Raw genomic sequence first — 20,688 nt, 5'->3', positions numbered from 1 at the left:
ATTTAATCCTCCCCTTGCCCCAAGCCTATCTTTTGACATGGGGCAGTCATTGCCGACTTTGGTCTGTGCCAGAGCGCGTGAGCGGCTCCATCGGATCACGGGTCAGCCACTCGATCAGGGGTCGTAATTTGCGCAGGCGCACCGGCTTTGTCAGCACGGGGATGCGATGTTCCGCGCCCATCTTGAGCAGGTGATCCCCACGATCTGCCGTGATCATCACCGCAGGCACGTGCATACTGGTCAAAGTCCGCACTGCATTGATCGCGTTGATGCCTGTATCGGTTTTGCCCAACTGATAGTCTGCAAGCATGATGTCTGGCGGAATCCCCATGTCCCGCACATGACCCAACGCCTCTTCGGTTGAACTGGCCCCAAGCACAGAAGCGCCCCACTGTTCTAGTTTCTTGATCATCGCAAAAAGCACGGCTGGATCGTCTTCGACCACCAGAACAATCAAGTCCATCGTGCTGGATTCATTGGTATTTATCGGAACACGCTCTTCAATCGCTTCGGGCTGGACCGCCACCCGCTGCATACGAATAGAAAAGACTGAGCCGACATTCGGCTTGGATTTTACGCTGACGGTGTGCCCCATATGTCGGCAGGTTCTCTCGACAATCGAGAGGCCAAGGCCGACGCCGGAGCCGATAGGCACATTGCCCGCACGGGTGAACTCCTCAAAGATTTTGGACTGGTCCTTGAGCGTAATTCCGATGCCGGTGTCCCAAACCTCGAGCACAACTTCATCACCCTTGCGGCGGCACCCGACCAACACGCGCCCGCCCGACGGAGTGTATTGGATCGCATTCACCACCAAGTTCTGTATCGATCGCAAGAGGTACACTGGATCAGATCGGACAAAGACCATCGCGGGCACCACATCCAGACGTACGCCGCGCTTTTCCGCCACCCGCAGTTGGTCCTCGTAAACGCCTTGCATCAAAGTTCCGAGACACACGTTCGCAGGCTGAAGCGCACTGGAATCCGCGCTATCGAGCCGCGAAATGTCCAGCAGCGCGTGCAAGAGCTGCTCTGTGGACGTGAAAGAGGATTGGAGGCGCTCGACCATGGGATGAACGGTCGCCCCTTGGGTTGCCTCCTTGATAGTCGAGATCAGCAACTTCGCTGCATTGATGGGTTGCAACAGATCATGACTGGCCGCCGCCAAAAAGCGGGTTTTGGAGGACACAGCTGCTTCTGCCGCCTCTTTGGCGACGCGCAACTTCTCTTCGACACGGGCCTTTTCCTCGTATTGTTCGCGCAGGCGGGCGTTGGCTTCGGTCAGTTCGGCTGTGCGCTCTGCCACGCGGTTTTCCAGCATCTCCGCGGTGCGAATTTCGGCAGAAACATCGCCAAGGTCCACGACAAAGCCCCCATCGGGCAGAACATGGGAGTGCATGTCCAGAATGCGTCCGTTGGCATGGCGCAGACGCGACCTGAACCGCCCTTGCTTTTGCAAACGCTCCATCCAGAACCCAACGTCAAAGGCATCTTCGTCCTCGAACACCGCGTGGGACCGCACGTGCCGCACGATCAACTCCAGTTCTGATCCTGTTTGCAAGAGCGTGTAGGGCAGCCCCAACAGCTGCCGAAACCGCTGGTTGTACATCTTGACCCGCCCGTCTGAGTCAAAGGTACACACGCCGGAGGTCATATTTTGAAACACCGCCTGTAGATAGGTCGCCTGACGGTCAATGAGGTTCTCTTTTTCACTGCGGTTCTGGCGGACAATCCGGCTGATGTCGGTCAACAGAATGACAATGTTGTCCTCGCTCGTCCTTTGCAGGTTCACCTGAAAGAAACGATCGCCAATCAACTCTGCCACCACCGCATTGACCGCGGCCCCCACGGCAGATCGACGCACCTGTGCCAGCGCCCCGAACAGGCGCCCATCTGTGCCGACCAAATCCTCGCTCGAGAGCATGGCCTCGATGTATTCATCAATCTCGAGTCCCGGCTGAATGCGCGCAGAAATATCCGGCAGCAGCATCTGGAACAGTTCGTTGCTAACTTCGAGCCGGCAGCGGTTGAATAGGGCAAAGCCCCCCTCCATAGCGGCCAGCGCACTGGTTAGGTTTTTGCGCGTACGCTCCCGTTCGATCCGGACATTGGCCAGCTCCGAGGTCGTCCGCTCCAGATCGCGCGACTGCTCCATCATCTTGGCCTGCATGGACACCGCCGACTGAAAGGTCGCGTAAGCCGAATTCCCCAATTCGTGCTGGTGGTTCATACGGCGGATCAAGGCGTCGATGATCTTCGCCTGCTTGCGGATCTGCTCTTCGGGCGGGTCAGAGGGATTGATCAATGCAAATCCTCCGGCGTGTGCTCAAAGAACGCGATCCCAACAAATGTTTGGTTCACATGCACCCCACAATGCTGTTCGCCATAGGTGTTGAAACCTAGCACATTATGCTTGCGGAACATGGCAGAGACATCGTCCAACATGCCCTTTTGCGTGAACTCCAGCTTGCGCAGGATGCAGTCAAACCCAAGGATGAAGTCCGGCCGTTGTCCCATCGGACCTCGCAAATCGAGCCCCGTATCCAGCGCATTAATAATCTCTGTTCCCGTGCCGAGCGTCAAAATAAGCCCGTCATCAATCGCGCCCATAAAGGAAAGCCCGTGATCTGCCTCGACCGAGTGGATCGCGCGGACATGGAACTTGGCATTTTGGCGCACCAGCACAGGGTTTTCGGCAAACACCTCTGGCGACAACTGATCCACAGCGACCCCGATCTTGCGCGAATATTCCAGCGCGGCGGGGGCGCCGTTCAACTCCAGCACCACCCTCTCTTCGGGGATCGCATTCGTGACGACCATCAGTGTTTCAGTGGGCAAGAAGTGGTCAAACCCCACCCCCGTGAAATCGAGCGCCGTCTCAACCAGCAGGACCAGAGCCGCGCCAGAATGGAACTGCCCCCCATAAAGCACAAAAGTTTCTTGAAATTGCAGCCCGTCCCCAGCCGATCCACCGTAGATCGGAATTTCACCGAGGCACAGTTGCAGGGTCGAGGCCAGCAAGTCTTCGGCCTTGGAGACACCATCACACAGAACCAGACCGAACCGGCGCCAGCCCGCGGTGCGTTGAAACTGGGTTTTGATCCGATCGATCTTCTGGCTCAGTTCCTGCATCGGAAAATCGCGCAGATGGTCAATAAACATGGATGCACAGCGAAAATACCGACGCGGAAAGGCGATCAGCATCAGCGCGCCCGTCTCGTAGCCTTCGGGTGTGATCTGGCCTGCGGTCGTACAACCGAATACGGGCACACCGCCCATTTGGCGGTCGAGTTCGCTGGCCAATACTTCCCGATCCAGATGATCCGGCACAAACGCCATAACAAAGCACGTTGCCCGTCGATCCACTTGGGCCACTGCCTCGGTGACCGCTTCTGTCGCGGTCGAGGCGCGCGACAGAGCGACGCGCACAAACCGCGCGGTGTCTCCTTGGTCCAGCATGATTAGTGGGTCAGGAACGCGAGCGCATCCGGATCCGTGGTCTGTCCCGCCGCCAAAGAGCTTTCCATCATCATGGCCGCCTGCGTTCGGTTCTGGACGCCGAGCCTACGCAGGAGTGCCGTAATGTGGGCTTTGACCGTCGCCTCCGCGAGACACAGCTCATATGCGATCTGTTTGTTCGCCTTGCCCGAACAAATCAGACGCATGATTTTCTGCTGCTGCGGGGTTAGCTCGTCTAGTTTGGTCCCGGTGCCCGCCCCCTCGCTCGGCACGGTGTCTTCGGCCTTCTGATAGGCGGTCGGCACATAGCGTTCCCCTGCCACGATCGACCCAACCACCTTGCGCAGCACGTCAGAGCACGCATCTTTGGGCAGAAAGCCCGCCGCGCCCTTATCCATCAGGGCGTGCACGACGTCGGTTGACGTCAAAGACGAAATCACAAGGATCGGCAAATCCGGCATCCGCTCGCGCAGGGACAAAAACCCAGATATCCCGCGAACATCCGGCAATTTCAGGTCGAACATCACCAAGTCAGGACGAAACCCGTCATCCAGAGCTTTGAGCGCTGCACGCAAGGATTGAGCGGTCTCGATCCGGCAGCCAGGGTATTCATTCCGAAGGGCTGCGCCCAACGCGTCACCGTATAGCGGATGATCATCTACGATTAGGACAGACCCCACCTGTCCAGTCGACACAGTCACTGGTTCCTGAATCATTAAACTTCCTCCCTATGCGGAAGGGTACCCCATGATTCTTCAAACGCATCAAAAAAAGCGCCATGTTTTTAGCAAAACTGTGATCACCAAGCGGTTAATGACCATCCACTTAGGCAGAAACCCGCTCACCCTCTGACCGGCGACGGACGTATGCGTGATGCGAAATAACATCCATAAGATCCGGAGACAGACAGTCATACGGCTCTAGACCCAAGGCGCGGAGCTGCCGCCGAAGATGCGGCATTTGCTCTGGCGGAAAGCCTGCTTCGACCACGGAACTCACGTATGCCGCGAACAACGGCGCTGACCAGCCTATATCCGCAGACAATTCCGTATGAATAAAGTCGAGCCCGTAAAACCCGTGGCTCTTGCTTTCAATCCGGCCCACCAGATGAACACCGCAGTCGCGACAGGCGTAGCGCTGGATCACTGCCGCCGGATCCACCAGCCCGAGTTTGTCCGCATTCTCGACGACAGTCACGGCATCCCTAGGCACCACCGCGATTTGGGAAAAGAGAGCACCGTCAGGCTTCCAGCACCGACTGCACCCACATAGATGGTTGTGCTGGCTTTGCGTATTTATCTGCACCAGAACCGGACTGTCATGACAGTGACAGCGCAACGTCCCCCCTTGAAAATCGGGCTTATCGTCTTTGGCCTGCGCGGCGCATGGATGGATGACGCGGCTTTGTCCGTCAAAAGCATGAACTGCCGTTTCCCTGTCGTACCGTCCCATCTCTATCTCCTTGGCTGCTCAAGGTCGTGGGTACAGACTGCGGTTGCGCCCCACCTTGGGCAATTCAGCATAAAGTATCGGGCCCACCGATTGGCATCGACCAAGGCAATTGCCGCAATCGGGGACGGAGCCTTTTTCACGTTGCATCAAACACTTACAGCAGCCCACAAACATTTTCTAACTTTTTAGAATTTCCGCTTGCGCCCGTAGAATGCTGTTATTATACAGCGTCCTACAGTGTTCCGGCGTAGCTCAGCGGTAGAGCAGTTGACTGTTAATCAATTGGTCGTAGGTTCGATCCCTACCGCCGGAGCCACTGAAAATATCCCAATACGATGATGCATAGGCCCGCGCGAGCAGGGCCTTTTTTGTTTCTGCGCACCGTCTTGGCCGCGCGGCTTTTCCTCAGTCGCCCCAGCTATCCCTTTAGACCTGCTTGATTTTCCGGTCGAACGTTCATCGCGCGTTCGGGCAAGGACGCTTTTCCGACGGCTCACAAAAGTTTTCCTTGCGCTCCCCGCATTCCTAGTATTTCTGTCGGAAATTAAAGGTGACAATATTGATCAACTTTAACCCGTGACTTTCTGATCCACCCAGGAGCTTTGCATGAAACCCCTCTTTGCCGTCCTCGCCATGACCGCCCTGCCCGTCTCTGCCATTGCTGAAACTGTCGAAATCGACACCGCAACCGGCCCGCAGGCTGCGCCGCTGAACCCAGCGAAGGTGGTGGCTCTTGATCTCTCGGCCATCGACACACTGGACGCGCTCGGGGTCGAGATTGATGGCATCCCCAACATCACGCCGCCCGCCTATCTGGCCGACGCATTTGACGGTGTCGCGACCGTGGGCACCCTGTTCGAGCCAGACTTCGAAGCGCTGGCCGTGATGGCCCCTGACGTCGTCTTCGCGGGCGGCCGCTCGCAGACCGTCATTCCCGCGCTAACCGAAGTTGCGCCGACTTTGGACATGACCATCGATGCGACCAAGTTGATTGACGACGCCAAGTCGCGCATCACCGCCTACGGCGCGATCTTTGGCCTGTCTCCCGAAGCGCAGGCCCTGACCGAAGAGCTCGAAGCCGCTGTGGCAGACGCCAAGGCAATGGCCGAGGGAAAAGGCGACGCGCTGATCCTGATGACAAACGGTGGCAAGGTCTCGGCCTACGGAGACAAGTCGCGTTTTGGCTGGCTGCACACCGCTGTCGGCATTCCCGAAGCTTATCCCGATGTGGCCGATGGCCGCCATGGCGAAGCGGTGTCCTTCGAATTCATCGCAGATGTCGACCCCGACTGGATCTTTGTCGTCGATCGCAGCGCCGCGATTGGCCAAGAAGCCGAGGCCGCAGCTGTCACGCTGGACAACCCATTGGTCGCAGGCACCAAAGCAGGTCAGAACGGACAGATCGTCTATCTGGATTCCGCACCGCTTTACCTTGCGGGTGGCGGCGTTCAGTCGTTGAACCACACCCTGTTCGAGATCATGACCGCCCTGCGCGACTCGAACAGCTGAGTTCAAAATGCGTGGCCCGCTCTTTGCCAGCCTTGTTTTCGCGTGCCTCGTTGTTGCCAGTTGCCTGATCGGGGTGGCTGGACTGTTTGATGGTGCCATTGACCAGTCCATGCTGCTCGCGGTCAGCCGCCTGCCCCGAACCTTTGCGGCGTTGCTCGCCGGTGCGGGGCTGGCCTTGGCGGGTGTCGTGGTCCAGATGAGCGTCCAGAACCGGATGGTTGAACCAGGTCTGGTCGGCACACCCGAGTCTGCCATGCTTGGCCTGCTCGGGATTACCCTGATCGCGCCGGGGGCGGCGCTGATGACCAAGATGTCGGTGGCCGCGGCCTCGGCGCTGGTGGGTACGCTCGGATTTTTGGCACTCGCTCGGCATGTGCCGCGGCGTGATCCGGTCCTCTTGCCGCTCGTTGGTCTGATTTACAGCGGAATCATTGGGGCCGCCGTGCTCTGGATCGCTTGGACCACGGACCTCCTGCAATTCATCGGAACATGGCAAAGCGGCGAGTTCTCTGGCGTTCTTCAGGGGCGGTACGAGTTGCTCTGGATTGTCGCCCTGATTGCTGGCCTGTTGTGGTTGGTGGCGGATCGCATCACGCTGCTTGGACTTGGCGAAGACGCGGCGCGTAGCCTTGGGCTGGACTACCGGCAGACGCTGCTCGCCGGGTTGGTGCTCGTGGCTGTGATCGTGTCGGTCGTGGTGGTCAGCGTTGGGTCGATCCCCTTTGTCGGACTGGTGGTGCCGAACATCATCTCGCGGTGGCGCGGAGACAATCTGCGGCGGAACCTGCCACTGATTGCGTGGGCTGGCGGCAGTCTGGTTTTGGCCTGTGACATCTTGGGCCGTGTCATCCGTTACCCCTATGAAATTCCGGCAGGGACGGTGTTTGCCGTGCTTGGCGCAGGCATGTTCCTGTGGCTGCTGCACGCCGCTCCGCGAAAGGCCAGCCATGGCTAAAATTCGTTTCCTTTGTCTGATCGCGGTCTTCTTCGGGGTCTGCGCACTGTTTCTGCTGTGGCAGCTGCGTGATCCCAAAGCCCTGATCCTGAGCCTGCGCCTAACCAAGCTAGGTGCGCTTGTCGTCGTGGGTGCAGCGGTTGGTGCGGCGACGGTCGTGTTCCAAACCATTACGGCGAACCGCCTGCTGACACCCGGCATCGTGGGCTTTGACGCGCTCTACATCTTCTTGCAGACGATGCTTGTCATTACCCTTGGCGGGACCGGCTATGCAACCCTGCCGCAATTGGGGCAGTTCGGGGCAGAGATCGTCACGATGGTGGTCACGGCGCTCTCGCTTTTCGGCCTGATGCTCCGGCGGGGGACCGAGGATATGCTGCGGCTGATCCTGACAGGCGTTATCCTTGGGGTCCTACTGCGCGGGCTCGCCGGGCTGGCACAGCGGTTGCTCGACCCGAGTGAGTTCGCCATCGTCCAAGGTGCCAGCTTTGCCAGCTTTGGCGGTGTGGACAAAACCCAGCTCTGGATTGCGATGGCCCTTCTTGCGGTGACGTTGCTGATCGCTCTGCGGCTGTCGCGACAACTGGACATCGTCGCCCTTGGCAGAACAACGGCACGTTCGCTGGGACTGGAGTACGACCGCGTGGTTCTGGCGTCGCTCGCGCTTGTCGCGCTGCTAGTGGCGGTCTCGACCGCGTTGGTCGGACCGGTGACATTCCTTGGGCTTTTGGCGGCAAGCCTGGCTTATGCCTTTGTTCCAACGTGGCGGCATATCTACCTGATCCCCGCCGCCGCGCTGATCGGCGCATCCATTCTTATCTTTGGGCAGTTCGTGTTCGAACGCCTGCTCGGGCTCCAATCGACCCTCGCGGTGATCGTCGAGTTCGCGGGCGGCCTGCTCTTTCTTGCCCTCGTCCTAAGGAGGTCCCCTCGGTGATCACTCTGGAAAACGTCAGCGTTGAAAAAGACCGCACACCCATTTTGACCGATATCTCGCTCTCCTTTGGCGAGGCGGGGATCACCGCCCTGATCGGTCCGAACGGCGCGGGGAAATCCACCCTATTGCACAGCATGTCCGGCCTACTGACCCCGACCAGTGGCCGGGTCAAAATCGACGGCCATGATCTGGCGAGCCTGCGGGCCCCAGACCGCGCGCGCCTGATTTCGCTGCTCGCGCAGGACGAACGGGTGACCGCCCGCCTCACGATTGAGGATCTGGTCTCCTTTGGCCGCTGGCCCCATCACCACGGACGCCCCACGGCCCACGACCACGAGGTGATCGCCGAGGCGCTAGAGACCTTTGACCTGACCAGTCTGAAGTCGCGCCTGATCGCGTCCTTGTCCGGGGGGCAACGCCAGCGCGCGTTTATCGCAATGGCATGGGCGCAAGAAACGCCGTGGCTCTTGCTGGACGAGCCCCTATCCGCGCTCGACCCTCGGCACACCCGCGATATCATGGACCGCCTTCATACCCTGTCCCGCCCGGGTCCGAACCAGCGCAGCGTGATCATTGTGCTGCACGATCTGGGTGTCGCGGCGCGCTATGCGGACCGGATCATCGCTCTGCGCGACGGCCAGCTGGTCACGACCGGGCCGAAATGGCTATCGATGACCGGCACGATGCTGAGTGATTTGTTCGGTACCGGCCTATCTGTCGCCGAGATCGACGGCAAACAGACAGTGGTGCCCGCCTAAAGGACCCTTACTTCGGGTCCTCCTGCAGCGGCAAAGCCCGCGAGCGTCCCTCATCGTCAAGCGCCACAAAGGTGAAGGTCGCCGCCGTCACCTTTTCGCGGGCCAATTCAAAGCGATCGCGGCGCCACGCCTCGACGTAGATCTTCATGGATGTGCGACCCGTAGACTCAAGCTTGGCAAAGAGCGAGACTTCATCGCCCACCTTCACTGGCCGGTGAAAGCTCATGCCCTCGACTGCGACGGTGGCGGATCGTCCGCGCGCAATCCGCGCCGCCATATTGCCCGCAGCAAGGTCCATCTGGGACATCAGCCACCCGCCAAAGATATCCCCCGCGGGGTTTGTATCTGCGGGCATCGCGATGGTCCGGATTTCCGGTTCGGTATTTTCAAGGCTGACGGTCACGGCGCATTCCTTCACAGGCAAAGAGATCAGCAGATCTGATCCAACCAAATAAATTCGCCGTGCTGTCTAACAGAATAAACTGCAATGACGACTGCTATTTTCGTACAGTCGCGGGGACAAGCGCCTCATTTCTGGACATTTTTCAGCGGATGCGCGAGGCGAACCGATCAATGGCAAAGGCCGAAAGATCGAATTGCGTTGCGCCTGTCTCGATCAATCCAGCCATCATTTCGCCCGTACCGGGTCCCATCTGGAACCCGTGCGCGCTGAAGCCAAAGCTGTGATACAGCCCGTCGTGCAGCGCAGAGGGCCCTATAACGGGAATATCGTCGGGCATGCGCCCTTCGACCCCCGACCAGCTGCGGACGATGGTTGCGCCGCGCATGATCGGAAAGATGTCCATCGCTGTCGCGGCAGTATTGCGCAGCTCTGGGAACAGCATTTCGGATGTGTTGGTCGCTGTGTCTGCGCGGCCCCTGCGGCCACCCCCAATCACCACTGTCCCGTTGGGCATTTGTTTGAAGGACAAAGGTCGCCCCGTGGCCCCCACGACGGCATCACAGAACTTTGGCAAACGTGCAGTGACGATCATCATCGGAGCAATCGCTTCGACCGGCGCATGTTCCCCAAGCGATCCGGCCAAGGCCCCTGCCCAAGCGCCCGCCGCATTCAGCACTTTGGGGGCTCGATAGGTGTCTTGCTCCGTCGTCACGGTCCAATCTGTTTCGCGCTTCAGGCTCAGAACCCGCTCGCCTTCCTTGAACACCACACCCGCTTGCGCCGCTTTACGGGCAATCGCGGTGGTGGTCCAGAAGGGCTGCGCGAACCCGTCACGCAAGCTCGCCAGCCCGCCTACCACGTGATCGGCGACAGCAGGCAAGTAATGGCGCACCAGCGGCTGATCCAGAATGGTTTCGTGGTAAAACCCCATCCGGTTCAGCGTCTGAACCCGCGCACGGTGGCGGTCCAGCTCCTCTTCTGTCTCAGCGACCTTGATCTGAGGGGCGATCTGGAAACCGCAATCGGCCCCCAGCATGTCTTGCAGCCCGTACCAGATCTCCATCGAATGTTGGGACAGTGGCACCTCGGCCAGATGTCGTCCCAACCTGCGCACGCCGCCCGCGTTCACCCCGCTGGCGTGGCGGGCGACCGTATCCTTTTCGATCACGATAACGGACATGCCCCTTAGGGCGGCAAACAGGGCCGTGCTCGACCCATGAATGCCGCCCCCGATCACGATCAGATCGGCGGTCTGGGTCATTTCTGTGCCATTTCGAGCGGTTGAAAATTCGCCAGTTCCGACAGCGGGATCGGTTTCAACGGAGGACGGATACGATAATAGCCAGTCTCATCCATCGAGGCTTTGCGGCGCTCTGCGATAATGCTGGCAACAACCAGCCCGCAAACGCGCCCCTGACACGGCCCCATGCCTGAACGTAGGAAGGACTTCACTTGGTTCGGACCGGGCGCTCCAAGGTCGACCGCCTCTTGGATCGCGCCAGCGGTGACCTCTTCGCAGCGACAAACAATGGTCTCTTTAGCCGGTTTCACGAATTGCGGCGCGGGGGCGTACATCGCCTCTAGGAATGGGCGCACGGCGCCGTCGCTGGCCAGCGCTGCCTGCAAACGGTCCACCCGCTCCGGCAGGGCTTTGCCCTTAGCCTCGGCGATAGCCAGCGCCACCAATCGGCCCATGAGCGCCGCCGATTTCGCGCCGCCAATCCCAGCGCCGTCGCCCGCCACATAGACGTCAGGGACCGAGGTTTTGCCCTGCCCGTCCAGTACCGGCCGGAAACAATGTTGCGAGACATCCCACTTGTGATCGCAGCGCAGAAGGCGCGTGACCTGCTGGTTTGGGACCACCCCCTGATGGAGGGCGATGTGATTGCTGTGGACCGTGTGCTCTTTGCCCTTGGAGATAAAGGTCACGCTCTCGGCAACCTCGCCGCCGCTGATCCGCACGTTCGTGGCTGCATTGTAGATCGGAATCCCTGCGCCGCGCACTTGGCGCATCATTGACAGACCCTTGGTCAGGTAGCGATGCCCCTTCAGCGCCTTTAGGATATGCGGCATCGCCTGCGCCATGCGGCCCCTGGGCGTGGTTTCCACAATCGCCTTAGGGGGCGTACCGGCAGAGATCATCTGCGCCGCGACCAGCCACATCAACGGGCCAGAGCCGACCAGCAAAGCATCCTCTTGCACGACGCCAGACGCTTTGAGCAGGATCTGAAGAGCGCCAACGGTGGTGACGCCCGCCAAGGTCCAGCCGGGCATGGGCGATGGACGCTCTACCGCTCCGGTGGCCACGATAATCTTGTCCGCGATCAGCTGGCTGGAGCTACCATCGCGGCTCAGGTCCAACATGTTGTCGGTCGAAATATTCCAAACCGTTGTGCGCGGCAGGTAGGTCACGTTTGACGCGCGCAGGCTCTGGGCCAAGGTCCGGCCCGCCACATAATCCGGCCCAAGAATATCATCGCGGAACGGCGTTCCATTCTCGATATTGCGGTAAATCTGACCACCAAGGGACTGGCCCTCGTCCAGCAGGGCAACGCTCAGGCCCGCTTTGCTGGCAGTGACGGCGGCGGCCATGCCTGCGGGGCCCGCGCCGATCACGGCAACGTCGACTTTGGTGGGCTCCATCGGGGAATGCTGGGTCATGCGCGGGCCTCCAGAACCTCAGGGGCGCCTTGTTGGCTGCAAACGGTCAGCCCTTCGGTCACGGGAATTTGGCAGGCTTGGCGGTTCGGGACGCCGTCCACCTCGACCAGACAGTCGAAACAAGTGCCCATCATGCAGAACACACCGCGCGGTGCGCCGCTGACAACACTACTGCGCAGGATATCGATCCCTGCAGCGGTCAGCGCAGCGGCGACGGTATCGCCGGATTGGGCCGTGACGGTCTGGCCGTCAAAGGTGAACTGCACGGGTTCGCCCGTGTTCTCAATGCGCTTGGCCATGGAACCTCCTGGCAGAAAAAATCTCGAAATCGGGGTCAAGCTTGCCCGCAGCAATCATCGGCGCGAGCGCCATCGCGTGGGCCCCCGCCAAAGTCACGCCAGAGTGGCAGTTGACCGAAAACGCGCCTTTGCAGGTCTCGCTCTCTTGGTAGATCGGGGCGCCATCGGGGCTCAGGATACGCACCGCGCCCCAACTGCGGATGATCTTCAGCTTGGACAGAATGGGGAAGCAGCGCACCGCGTTGCGGGCCAGATCGGACATCACCGGGGCGGTCGAGCGGTCGGAGTAGCCCGTGTGCTCGTGACTGTCGCCCATCATCACCGTGCCCTCATCGGTCTGGCGGATCACATGGGTCGGCATGTTCAGGAATGGGTCGACACGCTCGGTCACAAGGATCTGCCCCTTCTCTGGGTGGATCGGGATATCAAGGCCAAGCGATTGCCCCAGCGCCTTGTTCCCATGCCCTGCGGCCAGCACGATCTTGGCCCCGCGATAGCTGCTGCTGGCGGTCTTGGCGACATAGCCGTCGCCATCTTTGGCCACCGACAGAACCGGTCCGTCAGAGGCGTAGGTCGCGCCCATGGACTTCAGCCCACCATGCAGGCCACGCAGCAGACGCAAGGGGCTGGTGTGCCCGTCATGCTGCCCATAAGAGCCACCGACGACATCAGGCCCAAGTCCGGGGATCATCTCGTCCAACTGCTTCCGGTCTAGGATTTCCGCCCCGTAGCCCAAAGCGCCGTTCACGTTGTGCATCCGGTTGTTCAGGGCGCGGGCTTGATCCAGTTCCTCTTCGCTCAGGCACAGGTGGACACCACCCGCCTTGTGATAGTCGGGGTTTACGCCACTGTGCTGCTCTAACAGGCCCGCGAATTCCGGCCAAAGGTCGGCCGAGCGGCGGGACCAGCGGGCGTAGTCGAACAGGTTCTTGCCCTTGGTCTGCACCCAGACCAGTCCGAAGTTGCCCCGGGAGGCGCGCAAGGCGATGTCCCCTTCGTCGATGACGGTGACTTCCTCGCCTTCGCGGGCCAATCCCCACGCCACGGCCGCCCCGACCAGTCCGCCGCCTACGACGATTGTGTCGACTGAGGCGCTCATTTCTTGCCCTCCCCGATGAGCAGGCGGTCCAGACCGTACATGCGGTCCACGGCCACCATGAGAATGATGGTAAAGATCACCGTCAGCGCGGACACAGAGGCCACCAGCGGGTCGGTCGTCTGGGTGATATGAGAGAACATGCGCACCGGAAGCGTGGTGGTCGCAGGGTTCACGATAAAGACGGTGACTGTCAGCTCGTCAAAGCTGGTGATAAAGGCCAGCACCCAGCCGCCAATGACACCCGGCAGGATCGACGGCAGCGTGATGCGGCGGAAAATCGTCCAGTTGCTGGCGCCGAGGCTCTCGGCCGCACGGTCCACGGTCCGGTCCAGACCAACCACAGCCGCCAGCACCAGACGCAGGATGAACGGGGTGATGATGATCGCGTGGCACAGGACTAGACCGGTAAAGGTGCCGTTCAGGCCGAATAGGCTGAGGAAGCGCAGGAACGCGATCCCCAGCACCACAGTCGGCACCATCAGCGGGGACAGGAACAGGGCTTGCAGGGCCTCTCGGCCTTTAAACTTGCCTTGACCGATCGCGAGCGCGGCAGGCACTGCCAGAACGCTTGCCACGGTGGCGGCGACGATGCCGAGCTTCAGGCTAATCCACGCCGCTTCGATGAAATCGGGGTTGTCGAGGATCGCTTGGTACCAGCGCAGGGAAATGCCGCTTGGCGGGAACTCGAGGAAGCCTTCGGGTGTCAGCGAGACCCCCATGACGACCACGATCGGTGCCAGCATAAAAGCGCAGAACAAGATGTTGAATACTTGGGAGAAACGACCGTTCTGGTTCATTCCAAAGCCTCCCCGTAACGGCGCTCGACCAGACGGTTCCACGCCAGCATGATCACCATGACAGAGGCCAACAGCAGCATGGCGATCGCCGCGCCAAGAGGCCAGTTCAGGGTGTTGAGAAATTCGTCATAGACCGTGGTCGCCACGACTTTGACACGGCGCCCGCCTAGGATCGCTGGGGTCGCAAAGCTGCTGGCCGCCATCGAAAACACAATCAACGAACCGGACAGAATACCGGGGATGACCTGCGGCAAGACAATCCGACGAAAGATGGTAAAGGGACGCGCGCCAAGGCTCTCTGCCGCCGCTTCGACTGCGGGGTCTTTGCGCTGCAGGGCGGCCCACACGGCCAGCACCATGAAGGGCAGAAAGACGTGGGTCAGCGCCAGAACGATGCCGCCCGAAGTGTACATCATCTTGATCGGGCGTTCGATCAGACCCCAGTTTTGCAGGGCCGAGTTGATGACCCCGTTGTTCCCCAGCAGGATCGCCCACCCCAGCGTCCGCACGACCACAGAGATCAGCAGCGGGCCGATGACGATCAGCACCACAATCGAGCGCCACGCGGGGCTGAGGCGGTACAGGATGTAGGCTTGGGGCACACCAAGAAGCGCGCAGAAAAACGTGGTCGCCAGAGCGATGGCAAAGGTGCGGCCAAAAATCTCCCAGAAGTAGCTGTCAGAGACGACCTCGACGTAGTTCTCCATCGAGACGGTATTCTCGATGCCGGTGTAGAACCCAAAGGAGTTGAAACTTAGAAAGAAAGTCATGCAGAGCGGGACCAGCAGCAAGACGCCGAACAGCGTCAGAGCCGGTGCGCTCATCATCCATGGTTTTTCGTTCATGCCGCCACCTCGTTCAGGGGCAGGATGCGCATGTGTTCAGGAGCCCACGACAGGTGCACGGTATCGCCGATCTCGGCTTCGCGGCGGCCTGCGTTGCGGCGGATGACCAGCATATCGCCCAAGGGGGTCGCGACGTTCATCATCCACTGTGCGCCTAGAAAAATGCGCTCGCGGACGGTGCCGGTGATCACGGCGTCAGCGGCATCGACAATCTCGATCCTCTCGGGGCGGACAGCGACTTCGACGGTGCCGGGTTTGAGGTTTACGCTGGGACCAGTCAGGCCACGACCTGCAATCAACAGTTGGGATGCGGTCGGGCTAACAGATTTAAGTTCAGCCTCGAAGTTATTGGATTTCCCTAAGAATGTGGAAACAAAGCTGGTGCGCGGGCGCTCGTAGACTTCGAAGGGCGCGTCCTCTTGCTGCAGGCGACCTTTCTCCATGACCAGCACGCGGTCGGACATCGCCAGCGCCTCGGATTGGTCGTGGGTCACCATCAACGTGGTCACGCCCGCCTCGCGTTGAATGCGGCGCAGTTCCAGCTGCATCTCTTCGCGCAGTTTCGCGTCAAGGTTCGAGAGCGGCTCGTCCAAGAGCAGGAGCTCAGGTTCGATCACCAGCGCTCGGGCCAAAGCCACACGTTGACGCTGGCCGCCCGACATGGCGCGGGGATAGCGGTTCGCCAGATGTCCCAAATGGACCAGTTCCAAGGCATCGGCGACACGGCGCTTGCGCTCGGCTTTGTCGACGTTGCGCATCTCGAGCCCAAAGGCGACGTTTTCCGCAACGGTCATGTGCATGAACAGCGCGTAGCTCTGGAACACGATGCCAAGGCCACGGTCCCGCGCAGGGATCGCGGACAGATCACGACCTGCTAGTTTGATCTTGCCCATGGTCGGGTCTTCGAACCCTGCGATCATTTGCAGAGTGGTGGTTTTGCCGCAACCGGAGGGGCCAAGCAGCGAGACAAAACTGCCCTTTTCGACCGTGAAGGTCAGGTTATCGACGGCGTTGGTCTCACCATAGGTTTTGGTCAGGCCATGTGCTTCTAGGAATGCCATCCGGTCCGCCTTTCTTTTGTTCGATGGGTGGGGTGGGACCTGCCCGAAAGCAGGCCCCGATGAGCCACGAGGTTACCGCTCGATCTCGCGGGCCCAACGCTTGGTCCAATCCTCGCGGGCGGGATTGATCACGTCCCAGTCGACCGCAACCAGATCGGCAATCTTGTCGCCATAGGGCAGCACAGCGGCCAGTTCTTCGGGCAGTTCGGCTTCGGTGTTGACGGGGCCTGCGCCCATCGCGTCCGCCAGTTTGACCTGAATTTCAGGGGTCAGCAGATAGTCGATAAAGGCCTGTGCTGCCTCGGGAGCGTCGCTATCCACGACGGGGCATGCAGCCAGCATCAGCGCGACGGCGCCCTCTTCGGGATAGGCAAAGGCTGCGGGGAAACCGGTGTCCGCCAGCGACTTGGTGCGGCCAGACCCCCAGATCGAGATTGCGATTTCTTCGCTCTGGAACAGTTCGGACATTTTGCCGGACGAGGGTTCGAACACCAGAACGTTCGGCGCAATCTCGTCAGCCATGACCTCGTAGCCGGGGTCGATGTCATTTTCGCCGCCGCCAGCAAGGCGTGCTTCCATCACCAGCGTGTGCAGGCCGTAGGTGTTCGAGATCGGCGGGATCGACAGGATGTCTTTATACTTGGGGTCTTTCAGGTCGAGCCAGCTTGTGGGCGCGTCCCAACCTTCGCGTTCGAACCATTCGGTGTTGTAGGTAAAGCCGGTCGCGACAAAGCCGATGCCGATCGAGTTCGGGCCCAGTTTAGCGATATCATATACGTCTGCTTTGACCTCGCTATCGGCCATTTCGGTACAGAACCCCAGCGCGTCCGCTTGGTACATCGGGCCATCGTCAAGAATGACAACGTCCAGTTCCTGTGAATTCCGCTGCGCCTGAAGGCGGGCCAGGTTCTCGGTCGAGTTACCAGATACGAAGGCAATCTTTACGTCATTGGCGGCTTCGAATTCGGGGATGATCAGCTCTTTCATGAGCGTTTCGAACGACCCACCATAGCCGCCCACGGTCAGCGTGGTTTCTTGGGCAAGCGCCGCAGTCGCGGTGGTGATGCTCAATACGGCGGCAAGTCCGCCAGTCAGTTTGGTCATAATTGAAATCCCTGTTGAATGTTTTGTGACTTCAAGGGACCGTGTGGGTCGTCATAACTCAAATGAGTTTAATTTTGACGAGTATTCCGTTTGGTTATACCGAGGCAGCTATGCGACCCAACATCCGCCAGATCGAAGCCTTTAACGCCGTGGTGAAATGCGGCTCTGTCACCCGCGCCGCCGAGGATCTGTTTGTCAGCCAGCCCGCGGTGACCAAACTGATCCGTGCCTTTGAGGATGCCTGCGGTTTTCCTTTGTTTATCAGGGAATCCGGTCGCCTGCGGCCCACACCAGAGGCGCGGCGTCTGTATCTGGAAACCGAAAAGCTGCTGCTCGGAGTCGCGCAGATCGATCGCGTTGCAAAATCCATCCGCAACCTAGAGGAAGGTGAGATCACCGTCGTCGGCTTCCCAGCCCTGTCTATGCGGTTATTGCCGAAATCCTGTGCCCGTTTTTTAGCCAAACGTCCTCAGGTGCGGCTGTCAGTTATGACGCGGACCTCACCCTCGATCCCCGACGGGATGCTGACCGGCAAAGCAGACTTTGGGGTGTCTTTGCTGAAAACGCCGGGGGCTGGACTGGAATGTCACCCCTTTGGTGAGTGTAGTATGGTGGCCGCCCTACCCGCAGATCACCCGCTGACCAATAAACGCGCGATCCATATGTCGGACCTAAAGACAGAACGCCTGATCTCGCTGGGTCGGGATGACCTGTCTGCACAGGTGATCGAACAGGCCTATATTCAAGCCAAAGAGGAATATAGTCCCGCGATCCAAGTACAAATGGCGGACTCCGCATGTACCTTTGTCGCCGAGGGTCAGGGGATCGCGCTTGTGCCCTCGCTTTGTACCGAAGGCTGGTCGCCCACTGATGTCCAGTTCCGCCCTTTCTTGCCCGCGATCAAGACACCGATGTGGCTCTATACCTCGTCGTCAGAGCCAATGTCGCAGCTGGCCAAAGACCTGCTTGCTCAAATTCGGGGCACTGTCGAAGCGGTCGAGCATCGCTTTGCCGTAGTGGAAGAAACGACATAAGCCCGCAATTCTTGGAGGATAGCAGCGCCCCATTACAAAATCGAATACTTATCGCAGGTTTTGGTATTAGCATTATAACTCAGCGCTTGCCCTACTGGTCACAGAAGTATGACAGGACGGCACGTGGAAGATCTGGGAATATTCGATGTCATCGTTATTGGCGGAGGGTTGGTCGGTACAGCGGCTGCTCTGGGTATGGCCAGTGACCGCGCACGTGTCCTGATCTTTGACGGGGACGATGGCAGCTTTCGCGCCTCGCGCGGGAATTTTGGTCTGGTTTGGGCGCAAAGTAAGGGCGCAAACAATCGGGACTATGCAACATGGACGCGCCGCGCTGTGGCCGATTGGCCGATGCTGGAGCAAGAGGTGAAAGCTCTCTCTGGCGTCGATACCGCCCATAAAATGGGCAATGGCGTACATATCTGCCTTGATGAAAGCGAACACCTGACCCGTGCGCGCATGGTCGAAAAGATGGCGGCGCACGGCCTGCCCCATGACGACACCCGCATGATCGACGCCTCTGAATTGCGCGAGATGTTTCCCGGCGTGGGGCCAGACGCCGTCAGCGCCTCGACCTCTTCGCTTGATGGGGCCTGTCATTCTCTGGCGTTGTATCGCGGACTTGCAGCATCTGCGCAGGCCGCGGGGGCACGGCTGGTGTCGAATGCGAAAGTGCGGGCCATCAAGACAGAAAAGGGTGGCTATACCGTTCGAACCGATACCCAGTCTGCCCATGCGGACCGCATCCTGATCGCGGCTGGGCTGGCGACAAATGAACTGGCCAAACCCTTTGGATTTCCCGAAATGGTCCATCCGCAAAAGGGCCAAATCCTTGTGACAGAGCGCGTGGCGCAGACCCTCCCCGTCATCTCATCGCAGATCCGCCAAACGCCCGAAGGCACCATCCTGATTGGCGACACCAAAGAGGATACGGGGCTCGATGACAGCTCCTCTACCGCCGGATTGCACAAGCTGGCGCAGCGCGCCGTGCGGATCATGCCCGCCCTTGCCAGCGTCCGGATTGTCCGCAGTTGGGCCGCGCTGCGCGTCCTGACTGCCGACGGAAATCCCGTTTACGATGAATCCCCCACCCACAAGGGGGTCTACGTGGCCACAACCCACTCGGGTGTGACCCTCGCCCCTGCGCATCGCGGTCCCCTCGCGCAATGGATTTTGAACGGCCAGCTGCCGCCAGAATTTCAAAGCTTTACCGCCGGGCGATTTACCCAACAATAATCCCAACAACAGGAATGGTACAATGTTTTCAAAAGGTTTTTCCCTCTCACTTGTCTCGGTTCTGGCGCTCGGCGCCAGCGTCGCGCAGGCCCAAACCACTTGGACCTTTGGCGGCATCAACCCCCCGAACGCCCCCGTGACCATCGCGTCCAAAAAGTTCGCCGAACTGGTGGGCGAGCGCACCGAAGGCCGCGTGACCATCGACTTCTACGAGGGCTCGCAGCTCGGCAACGGCCCTGCCCAGATCGAAGCCATGGCGATGGGCGCCCAAGAGGGCTACATCAGTTCCGGCTCGAACGCCTCGAACCTGGTCAAGGAATTCGGCGTCGTAGACATCCCCTTCGTTTTCGAAAGCCAAGATCACTTCCTGAAGTTCATGGAGAGCGATCTGGCCCAAGGCCTCAAGGACGAGCTGCGCGATGACTACAACGTCCGCATTCTGGCGACCAACTGGTTCCGCCTGCCCCGCGTCTTTCTGACCAAAGAGTCCTGTGTCACCTCCCCCGCAGATATCGAGGGCAAGCGCGCCCGTTCCCCCAACCTTCCCATGTTCGTCGCAGGCTGGGAAAGCATCGGCACCGTCCCCGTCACCATGGCCTATGGTGAAACCTACATGGGCCTGAGCCAAGGCGTCGCCGATATGGCCGAAAGCGCGGGCGAGCAGATCTATTCATCCAAGTTCTACGAAGTCCTGCCCTACGTCACCGATGCGCAGATGATGTACCCGCAGAACAGCGTCTACGTCGCCGAGAGCGCGTTCCAGTCGATCTCGGAAGAGGATCAGGCGATCGTCATCCAAGCAGCCGAGGATGCGGGCGATTACTTTGTCGAACTCGTAACCGCGGAAACCGCGCCGAACAAAGCCGCCATGGAAGCCGAAGGCGTGACCTTCTGCGATATGCCCGCTGACGTTCGTGCGGAATTCAGCGCCAAGGTCTCCGAGTCCGTCCCCGAATTCGAAGACGAAGGCCTGCTGCCCGAAGGCTGGTGGGCTGAAATTCAGGCCATGAAGTAATCCCGAAAGGGAGGGGTTGGAGTCGATCCTTCTAACATCTTGGCACCAACCCTCTAAATAACCA

General features: G+C 59.8%; 20 protein-coding genes and 1 tRNA gene. 8 read left to right on the top strand and 13 right to left on the bottom strand.

The window, feature by feature from the left end; translation table 11 throughout:
* Positions 1 to 46: 46 nt before the first annotated feature.
* The 4 genes from N4A58_RS04200 to gfa form a co-directional block, all read right to left on the bottom strand.
* Positions 47 to 2,305, bottom strand: a complete 2,259-nt coding sequence (locus tag N4A58_RS04200; RefSeq protein ID WP_293708083.1) for a PAS-domain containing protein — start codon at positions 2,303 to 2,305, stop codon at positions 47 to 49.
* Positions 2,302 to 3,459, bottom strand: coding sequence for an FIST N-terminal domain-containing protein (locus N4A58_RS04195; RefSeq protein ID WP_293708082.1), 1,158 nt, complete (start codon positions 3,457 to 3,459; stop codon positions 2,302 to 2,304). Before N4A58_RS04195 ends, N4A58_RS04200 begins: the two co-directional genes overlap by 4 nt.
* A gap of 2 nt (positions 3,460 to 3,461) precedes the next feature.
* Positions 3,462 to 4,175 (bottom strand): response regulator transcription factor, encoded by a 714-nt coding sequence (locus tag N4A58_RS04190; RefSeq protein ID WP_293708081.1) that lies wholly within the window; start codon positions 4,173 to 4,175, stop codon positions 3,462 to 3,464.
* Between the two features lie 109 nt (positions 4,176 to 4,284).
* Positions 4,285 to 4,911: an S-(hydroxymethyl)glutathione synthase gene (gfa, locus tag N4A58_RS04185; protein ID WP_293708080.1), complete on the bottom strand. Its 627-nt coding sequence runs from the start codon at positions 4,909 to 4,911 to the stop codon at positions 4,285 to 4,287.
* 241 nt (positions 4,912 to 5,152) lie between these two features.
* Here gfa and N4A58_RS04180 point away from each other — a divergent pair.
* The 5 genes from N4A58_RS04180 to N4A58_RS04160 all read left to right on the top strand — a co-directional run bounded on the left by N4A58_RS04180 (position 5,153) and on the right by N4A58_RS04160 (position 9,070).
* Positions 5,153 to 5,227 (top strand) — tRNA-Asn (locus N4A58_RS04180).
* 290 nt (positions 5,228 to 5,517) lie between these two features.
* Complete coding sequence (locus N4A58_RS04175; protein ID WP_293708079.1) at positions 5,518 to 6,420, top strand: siderophore ABC transporter substrate-binding protein; 903 nt, start codon at positions 5,518 to 5,520, stop codon at positions 6,418 to 6,420.
* A 7-nt stretch (positions 6,421 to 6,427) separates the two neighbouring features.
* A complete protein-coding gene (locus tag N4A58_RS04170) occupies positions 6,428 to 7,375 on the top strand; it encodes an iron chelate uptake ABC transporter family permease subunit (RefSeq protein ID WP_293708078.1) in 948 nt (315 codons plus the stop codon).
* On the top strand, positions 7,368 to 8,312 hold the full coding sequence (locus N4A58_RS04165; protein ID WP_293708077.1) for an iron chelate uptake ABC transporter family permease subunit: 945 nt from the start codon (positions 7,368 to 7,370) through the stop codon (positions 8,310 to 8,312). The genes N4A58_RS04170 and N4A58_RS04165 overlap by 8 nt, the downstream gene beginning before the upstream one ends.
* Complete coding sequence (locus tag N4A58_RS04160; protein ID WP_293708076.1) at positions 8,309 to 9,070, top strand: ATP-binding cassette domain-containing protein; 762 nt, start codon at positions 8,309 to 8,311, stop codon at positions 9,068 to 9,070. The genes N4A58_RS04165 and N4A58_RS04160 overlap by 4 nt, the downstream gene beginning before the upstream one ends.
* A gap of 7 nt (positions 9,071 to 9,077) precedes the next feature.
* Here the strand turns inward: N4A58_RS04160 and N4A58_RS04155 are convergent, their stop codons facing one another.
* The 9 genes from N4A58_RS04155 to N4A58_RS04115 all read right to left on the bottom strand — a co-directional run bounded on the left by N4A58_RS04155 (position 9,078) and on the right by N4A58_RS04115 (position 17,339).
* Positions 9,078 to 9,425, bottom strand: coding sequence for an acyl-CoA thioesterase (locus N4A58_RS04155; RefSeq protein WP_072706216.1), 348 nt, complete (start codon positions 9,423 to 9,425; stop codon positions 9,078 to 9,080).
* 190 nt (positions 9,426 to 9,615) lie between these two features.
* Positions 9,616 to 10,734, bottom strand: a complete 1,119-nt coding sequence (locus N4A58_RS04150) for an FAD-binding oxidoreductase (RefSeq protein WP_293708075.1) — start codon at positions 10,732 to 10,734, stop codon at positions 9,616 to 9,618.
* Complete coding sequence (locus tag N4A58_RS04145) at positions 10,731 to 12,134, bottom strand: FAD-dependent oxidoreductase (RefSeq protein WP_293708074.1); 1,404 nt, start codon at positions 12,132 to 12,134, stop codon at positions 10,731 to 10,733. Before N4A58_RS04145 ends, N4A58_RS04150 begins: the two co-directional genes overlap by 4 nt.
* On the bottom strand, positions 12,131 to 12,433 hold the full coding sequence (locus tag N4A58_RS04140) for a (2Fe-2S)-binding protein (protein ID WP_293708073.1): 303 nt from the start codon (positions 12,431 to 12,433) through the stop codon (positions 12,131 to 12,133). Before N4A58_RS04140 ends, N4A58_RS04145 begins: the two co-directional genes overlap by 4 nt.
* Positions 12,417 to 13,532 (bottom strand): FAD-binding oxidoreductase, encoded by a 1,116-nt coding sequence (locus tag N4A58_RS04135; RefSeq protein ID WP_293708072.1) that lies wholly within the window; start codon positions 13,530 to 13,532, stop codon positions 12,417 to 12,419. Before N4A58_RS04135 ends, N4A58_RS04140 begins: the two co-directional genes overlap by 17 nt.
* The gene (locus N4A58_RS04130) at positions 13,529 to 14,329 is read right to left on the bottom strand and encodes an ABC transporter permease (protein ID WP_072706150.1); all 801 of its coding nucleotides are present in this window, start codon (positions 14,327 to 14,329) and stop codon (positions 13,529 to 13,531) included. Before N4A58_RS04130 ends, N4A58_RS04135 begins: the two co-directional genes overlap by 4 nt.
* Complete coding sequence (locus N4A58_RS04125) at positions 14,326 to 15,174, bottom strand: ABC transporter permease (RefSeq protein ID WP_293708071.1); 849 nt, start codon at positions 15,172 to 15,174, stop codon at positions 14,326 to 14,328. The genes N4A58_RS04130 and N4A58_RS04125 overlap by 4 nt, the downstream gene beginning before the upstream one ends.
* On the bottom strand, positions 15,171 to 16,235 hold the full coding sequence (locus N4A58_RS04120) for an ABC transporter ATP-binding protein (RefSeq protein ID WP_293708070.1): 1,065 nt from the start codon (positions 16,233 to 16,235) through the stop codon (positions 15,171 to 15,173). Before N4A58_RS04120 ends, N4A58_RS04125 begins: the two co-directional genes overlap by 4 nt.
* A 72-nt stretch (positions 16,236 to 16,307) precedes the next feature.
* Positions 16,308 to 17,339, bottom strand: coding sequence for an ABC transporter substrate-binding protein (locus tag N4A58_RS04115; RefSeq protein ID WP_293708069.1), 1,032 nt, complete (start codon positions 17,337 to 17,339; stop codon positions 16,308 to 16,310).
* 110 nt (positions 17,340 to 17,449) lie between these two features.
* Here N4A58_RS04115 and N4A58_RS04110 point away from each other — a divergent pair, with 110 nt between their 5' ends.
* The 3 genes from N4A58_RS04110 to N4A58_RS04100 all read left to right on the top strand — a co-directional run bounded on the left by N4A58_RS04110 (position 17,450) and on the right by N4A58_RS04100 (position 20,624).
* Positions 17,450 to 18,373 carry a LysR substrate-binding domain-containing protein gene (locus N4A58_RS04110; protein WP_288960515.1) on the top strand — a complete coding sequence of 308 codons (924 nt, stop codon included), beginning with the start codon at positions 17,450 to 17,452 and terminating at the stop codon, positions 18,371 to 18,373.
* A gap of 123 nt (positions 18,374 to 18,496) precedes the next feature.
* Positions 18,497 to 19,609 carry an FAD-binding oxidoreductase gene (locus N4A58_RS04105; RefSeq protein ID WP_293708068.1) on the top strand — a complete coding sequence of 371 codons (1,113 nt, stop codon included), beginning with the start codon at positions 18,497 to 18,499 and terminating at the stop codon, positions 19,607 to 19,609.
* A gap of 22 nt (positions 19,610 to 19,631) precedes the next feature.
* Positions 19,632 to 20,624: a TRAP transporter substrate-binding protein gene (locus N4A58_RS04100; RefSeq protein ID WP_293708067.1), complete on the top strand. Its 993-nt coding sequence runs from the start codon at positions 19,632 to 19,634 to the stop codon at positions 20,622 to 20,624.
* Positions 20,625 to 20,688 lie beyond the last annotated feature (64 nt).

The organism is Donghicola sp. (assembly GCF_025210255.1).
GTDB lineage: Bacteria > Pseudomonadota > Alphaproteobacteria > Rhodobacterales > Rhodobacteraceae > Donghicola > Donghicola eburneus.
This window is presented reverse-complemented; position numbering and strand designations above follow the sequence as displayed.

Bases quoted from the DNA above. Each gene is read 5' to 3' on its own strand.
- N4A58_RS04195 (WP_293708082.1), bottom strand. From the start codon at position 3,459: ATGCTGGACCAAGGAGACACCGCGCGGTTTGTGCGCGTCGCTCTGTCG.
- N4A58_RS04190 (WP_293708081.1), bottom strand. From the start codon at position 4,175: ATGATTCAGGAACCAGTGACTGTGTCGACTGGACAGGTGGGGTCTGTC.
- gfa (WP_293708080.1), bottom strand. From the start codon at position 4,911: ATGGGACGGTACGACAGGGAAACGGCAGTTCATGCTTTTGACGGACAA.
- N4A58_RS04175 (WP_293708079.1), top strand. From the start codon at position 5,518: ATGAAACCCCTCTTTGCCGTCCTCGCCATGACCGCCCTGCCCGTCTCT.
- N4A58_RS04170 (WP_293708078.1), top strand. From the start codon at position 6,428: ATGCGTGGCCCGCTCTTTGCCAGCCTTGTTTTCGCGTGCCTCGTTGTT.
- N4A58_RS04165 (WP_293708077.1), top strand. From the start codon at position 7,368: ATGGCTAAAATTCGTTTCCTTTGTCTGATCGCGGTCTTCTTCGGGGTC.
- N4A58_RS04155 (WP_072706216.1), bottom strand. From the start codon at position 9,425: ATGCCCGCAGATACAAACCCCGCGGGGGATATCTTTGGCGGGTGGCTG.
- N4A58_RS04150 (WP_293708075.1), bottom strand. From the start codon at position 10,734: ATGACCCAGACCGCCGATCTGATCGTGATCGGGGGCGGCATTCATGGG.
- N4A58_RS04145 (WP_293708074.1), bottom strand. From the start codon at position 12,134: ATGACCCAGCATTCCCCGATGGAGCCCACCAAAGTCGACGTTGCCGTG.
- N4A58_RS04140 (WP_293708073.1), bottom strand. From the start codon at position 12,433: ATGGCCAAGCGCATTGAGAACACGGGCGAACCCGTGCAGTTCACCTTT.
- N4A58_RS04135 (WP_293708072.1), bottom strand. From the start codon at position 13,532: ATGAGCGCCTCAGTCGACACAATCGTCGTAGGCGGCGGACTGGTCGGG.
- N4A58_RS04130 (WP_072706150.1), bottom strand. From the start codon at position 14,329: ATGAACCAGAACGGTCGTTTCTCCCAAGTATTCAACATCTTGTTCTGC.
- N4A58_RS04125 (WP_293708071.1), bottom strand. From the start codon at position 15,174: ATGAACGAAAAACCATGGATGATGAGCGCACCGGCTCTGACGCTGTTC.
- N4A58_RS04120 (WP_293708070.1), bottom strand. From the start codon at position 16,235: ATGGCATTCCTAGAAGCACATGGCCTGACCAAAACCTATGGTGAGACC.
- N4A58_RS04115 (WP_293708069.1), bottom strand. From the start codon at position 17,339: ATGACCAAACTGACTGGCGGACTTGCCGCCGTATTGAGCATCACCACC.
- N4A58_RS04110 (WP_288960515.1), top strand. From the start codon at position 17,450: ATGCGACCCAACATCCGCCAGATCGAAGCCTTTAACGCCGTGGTGAAA.
- N4A58_RS04100 (WP_293708067.1), top strand. From the start codon at position 19,632: ATGTTTTCAAAAGGTTTTTCCCTCTCACTTGTCTCGGTTCTGGCGCTC.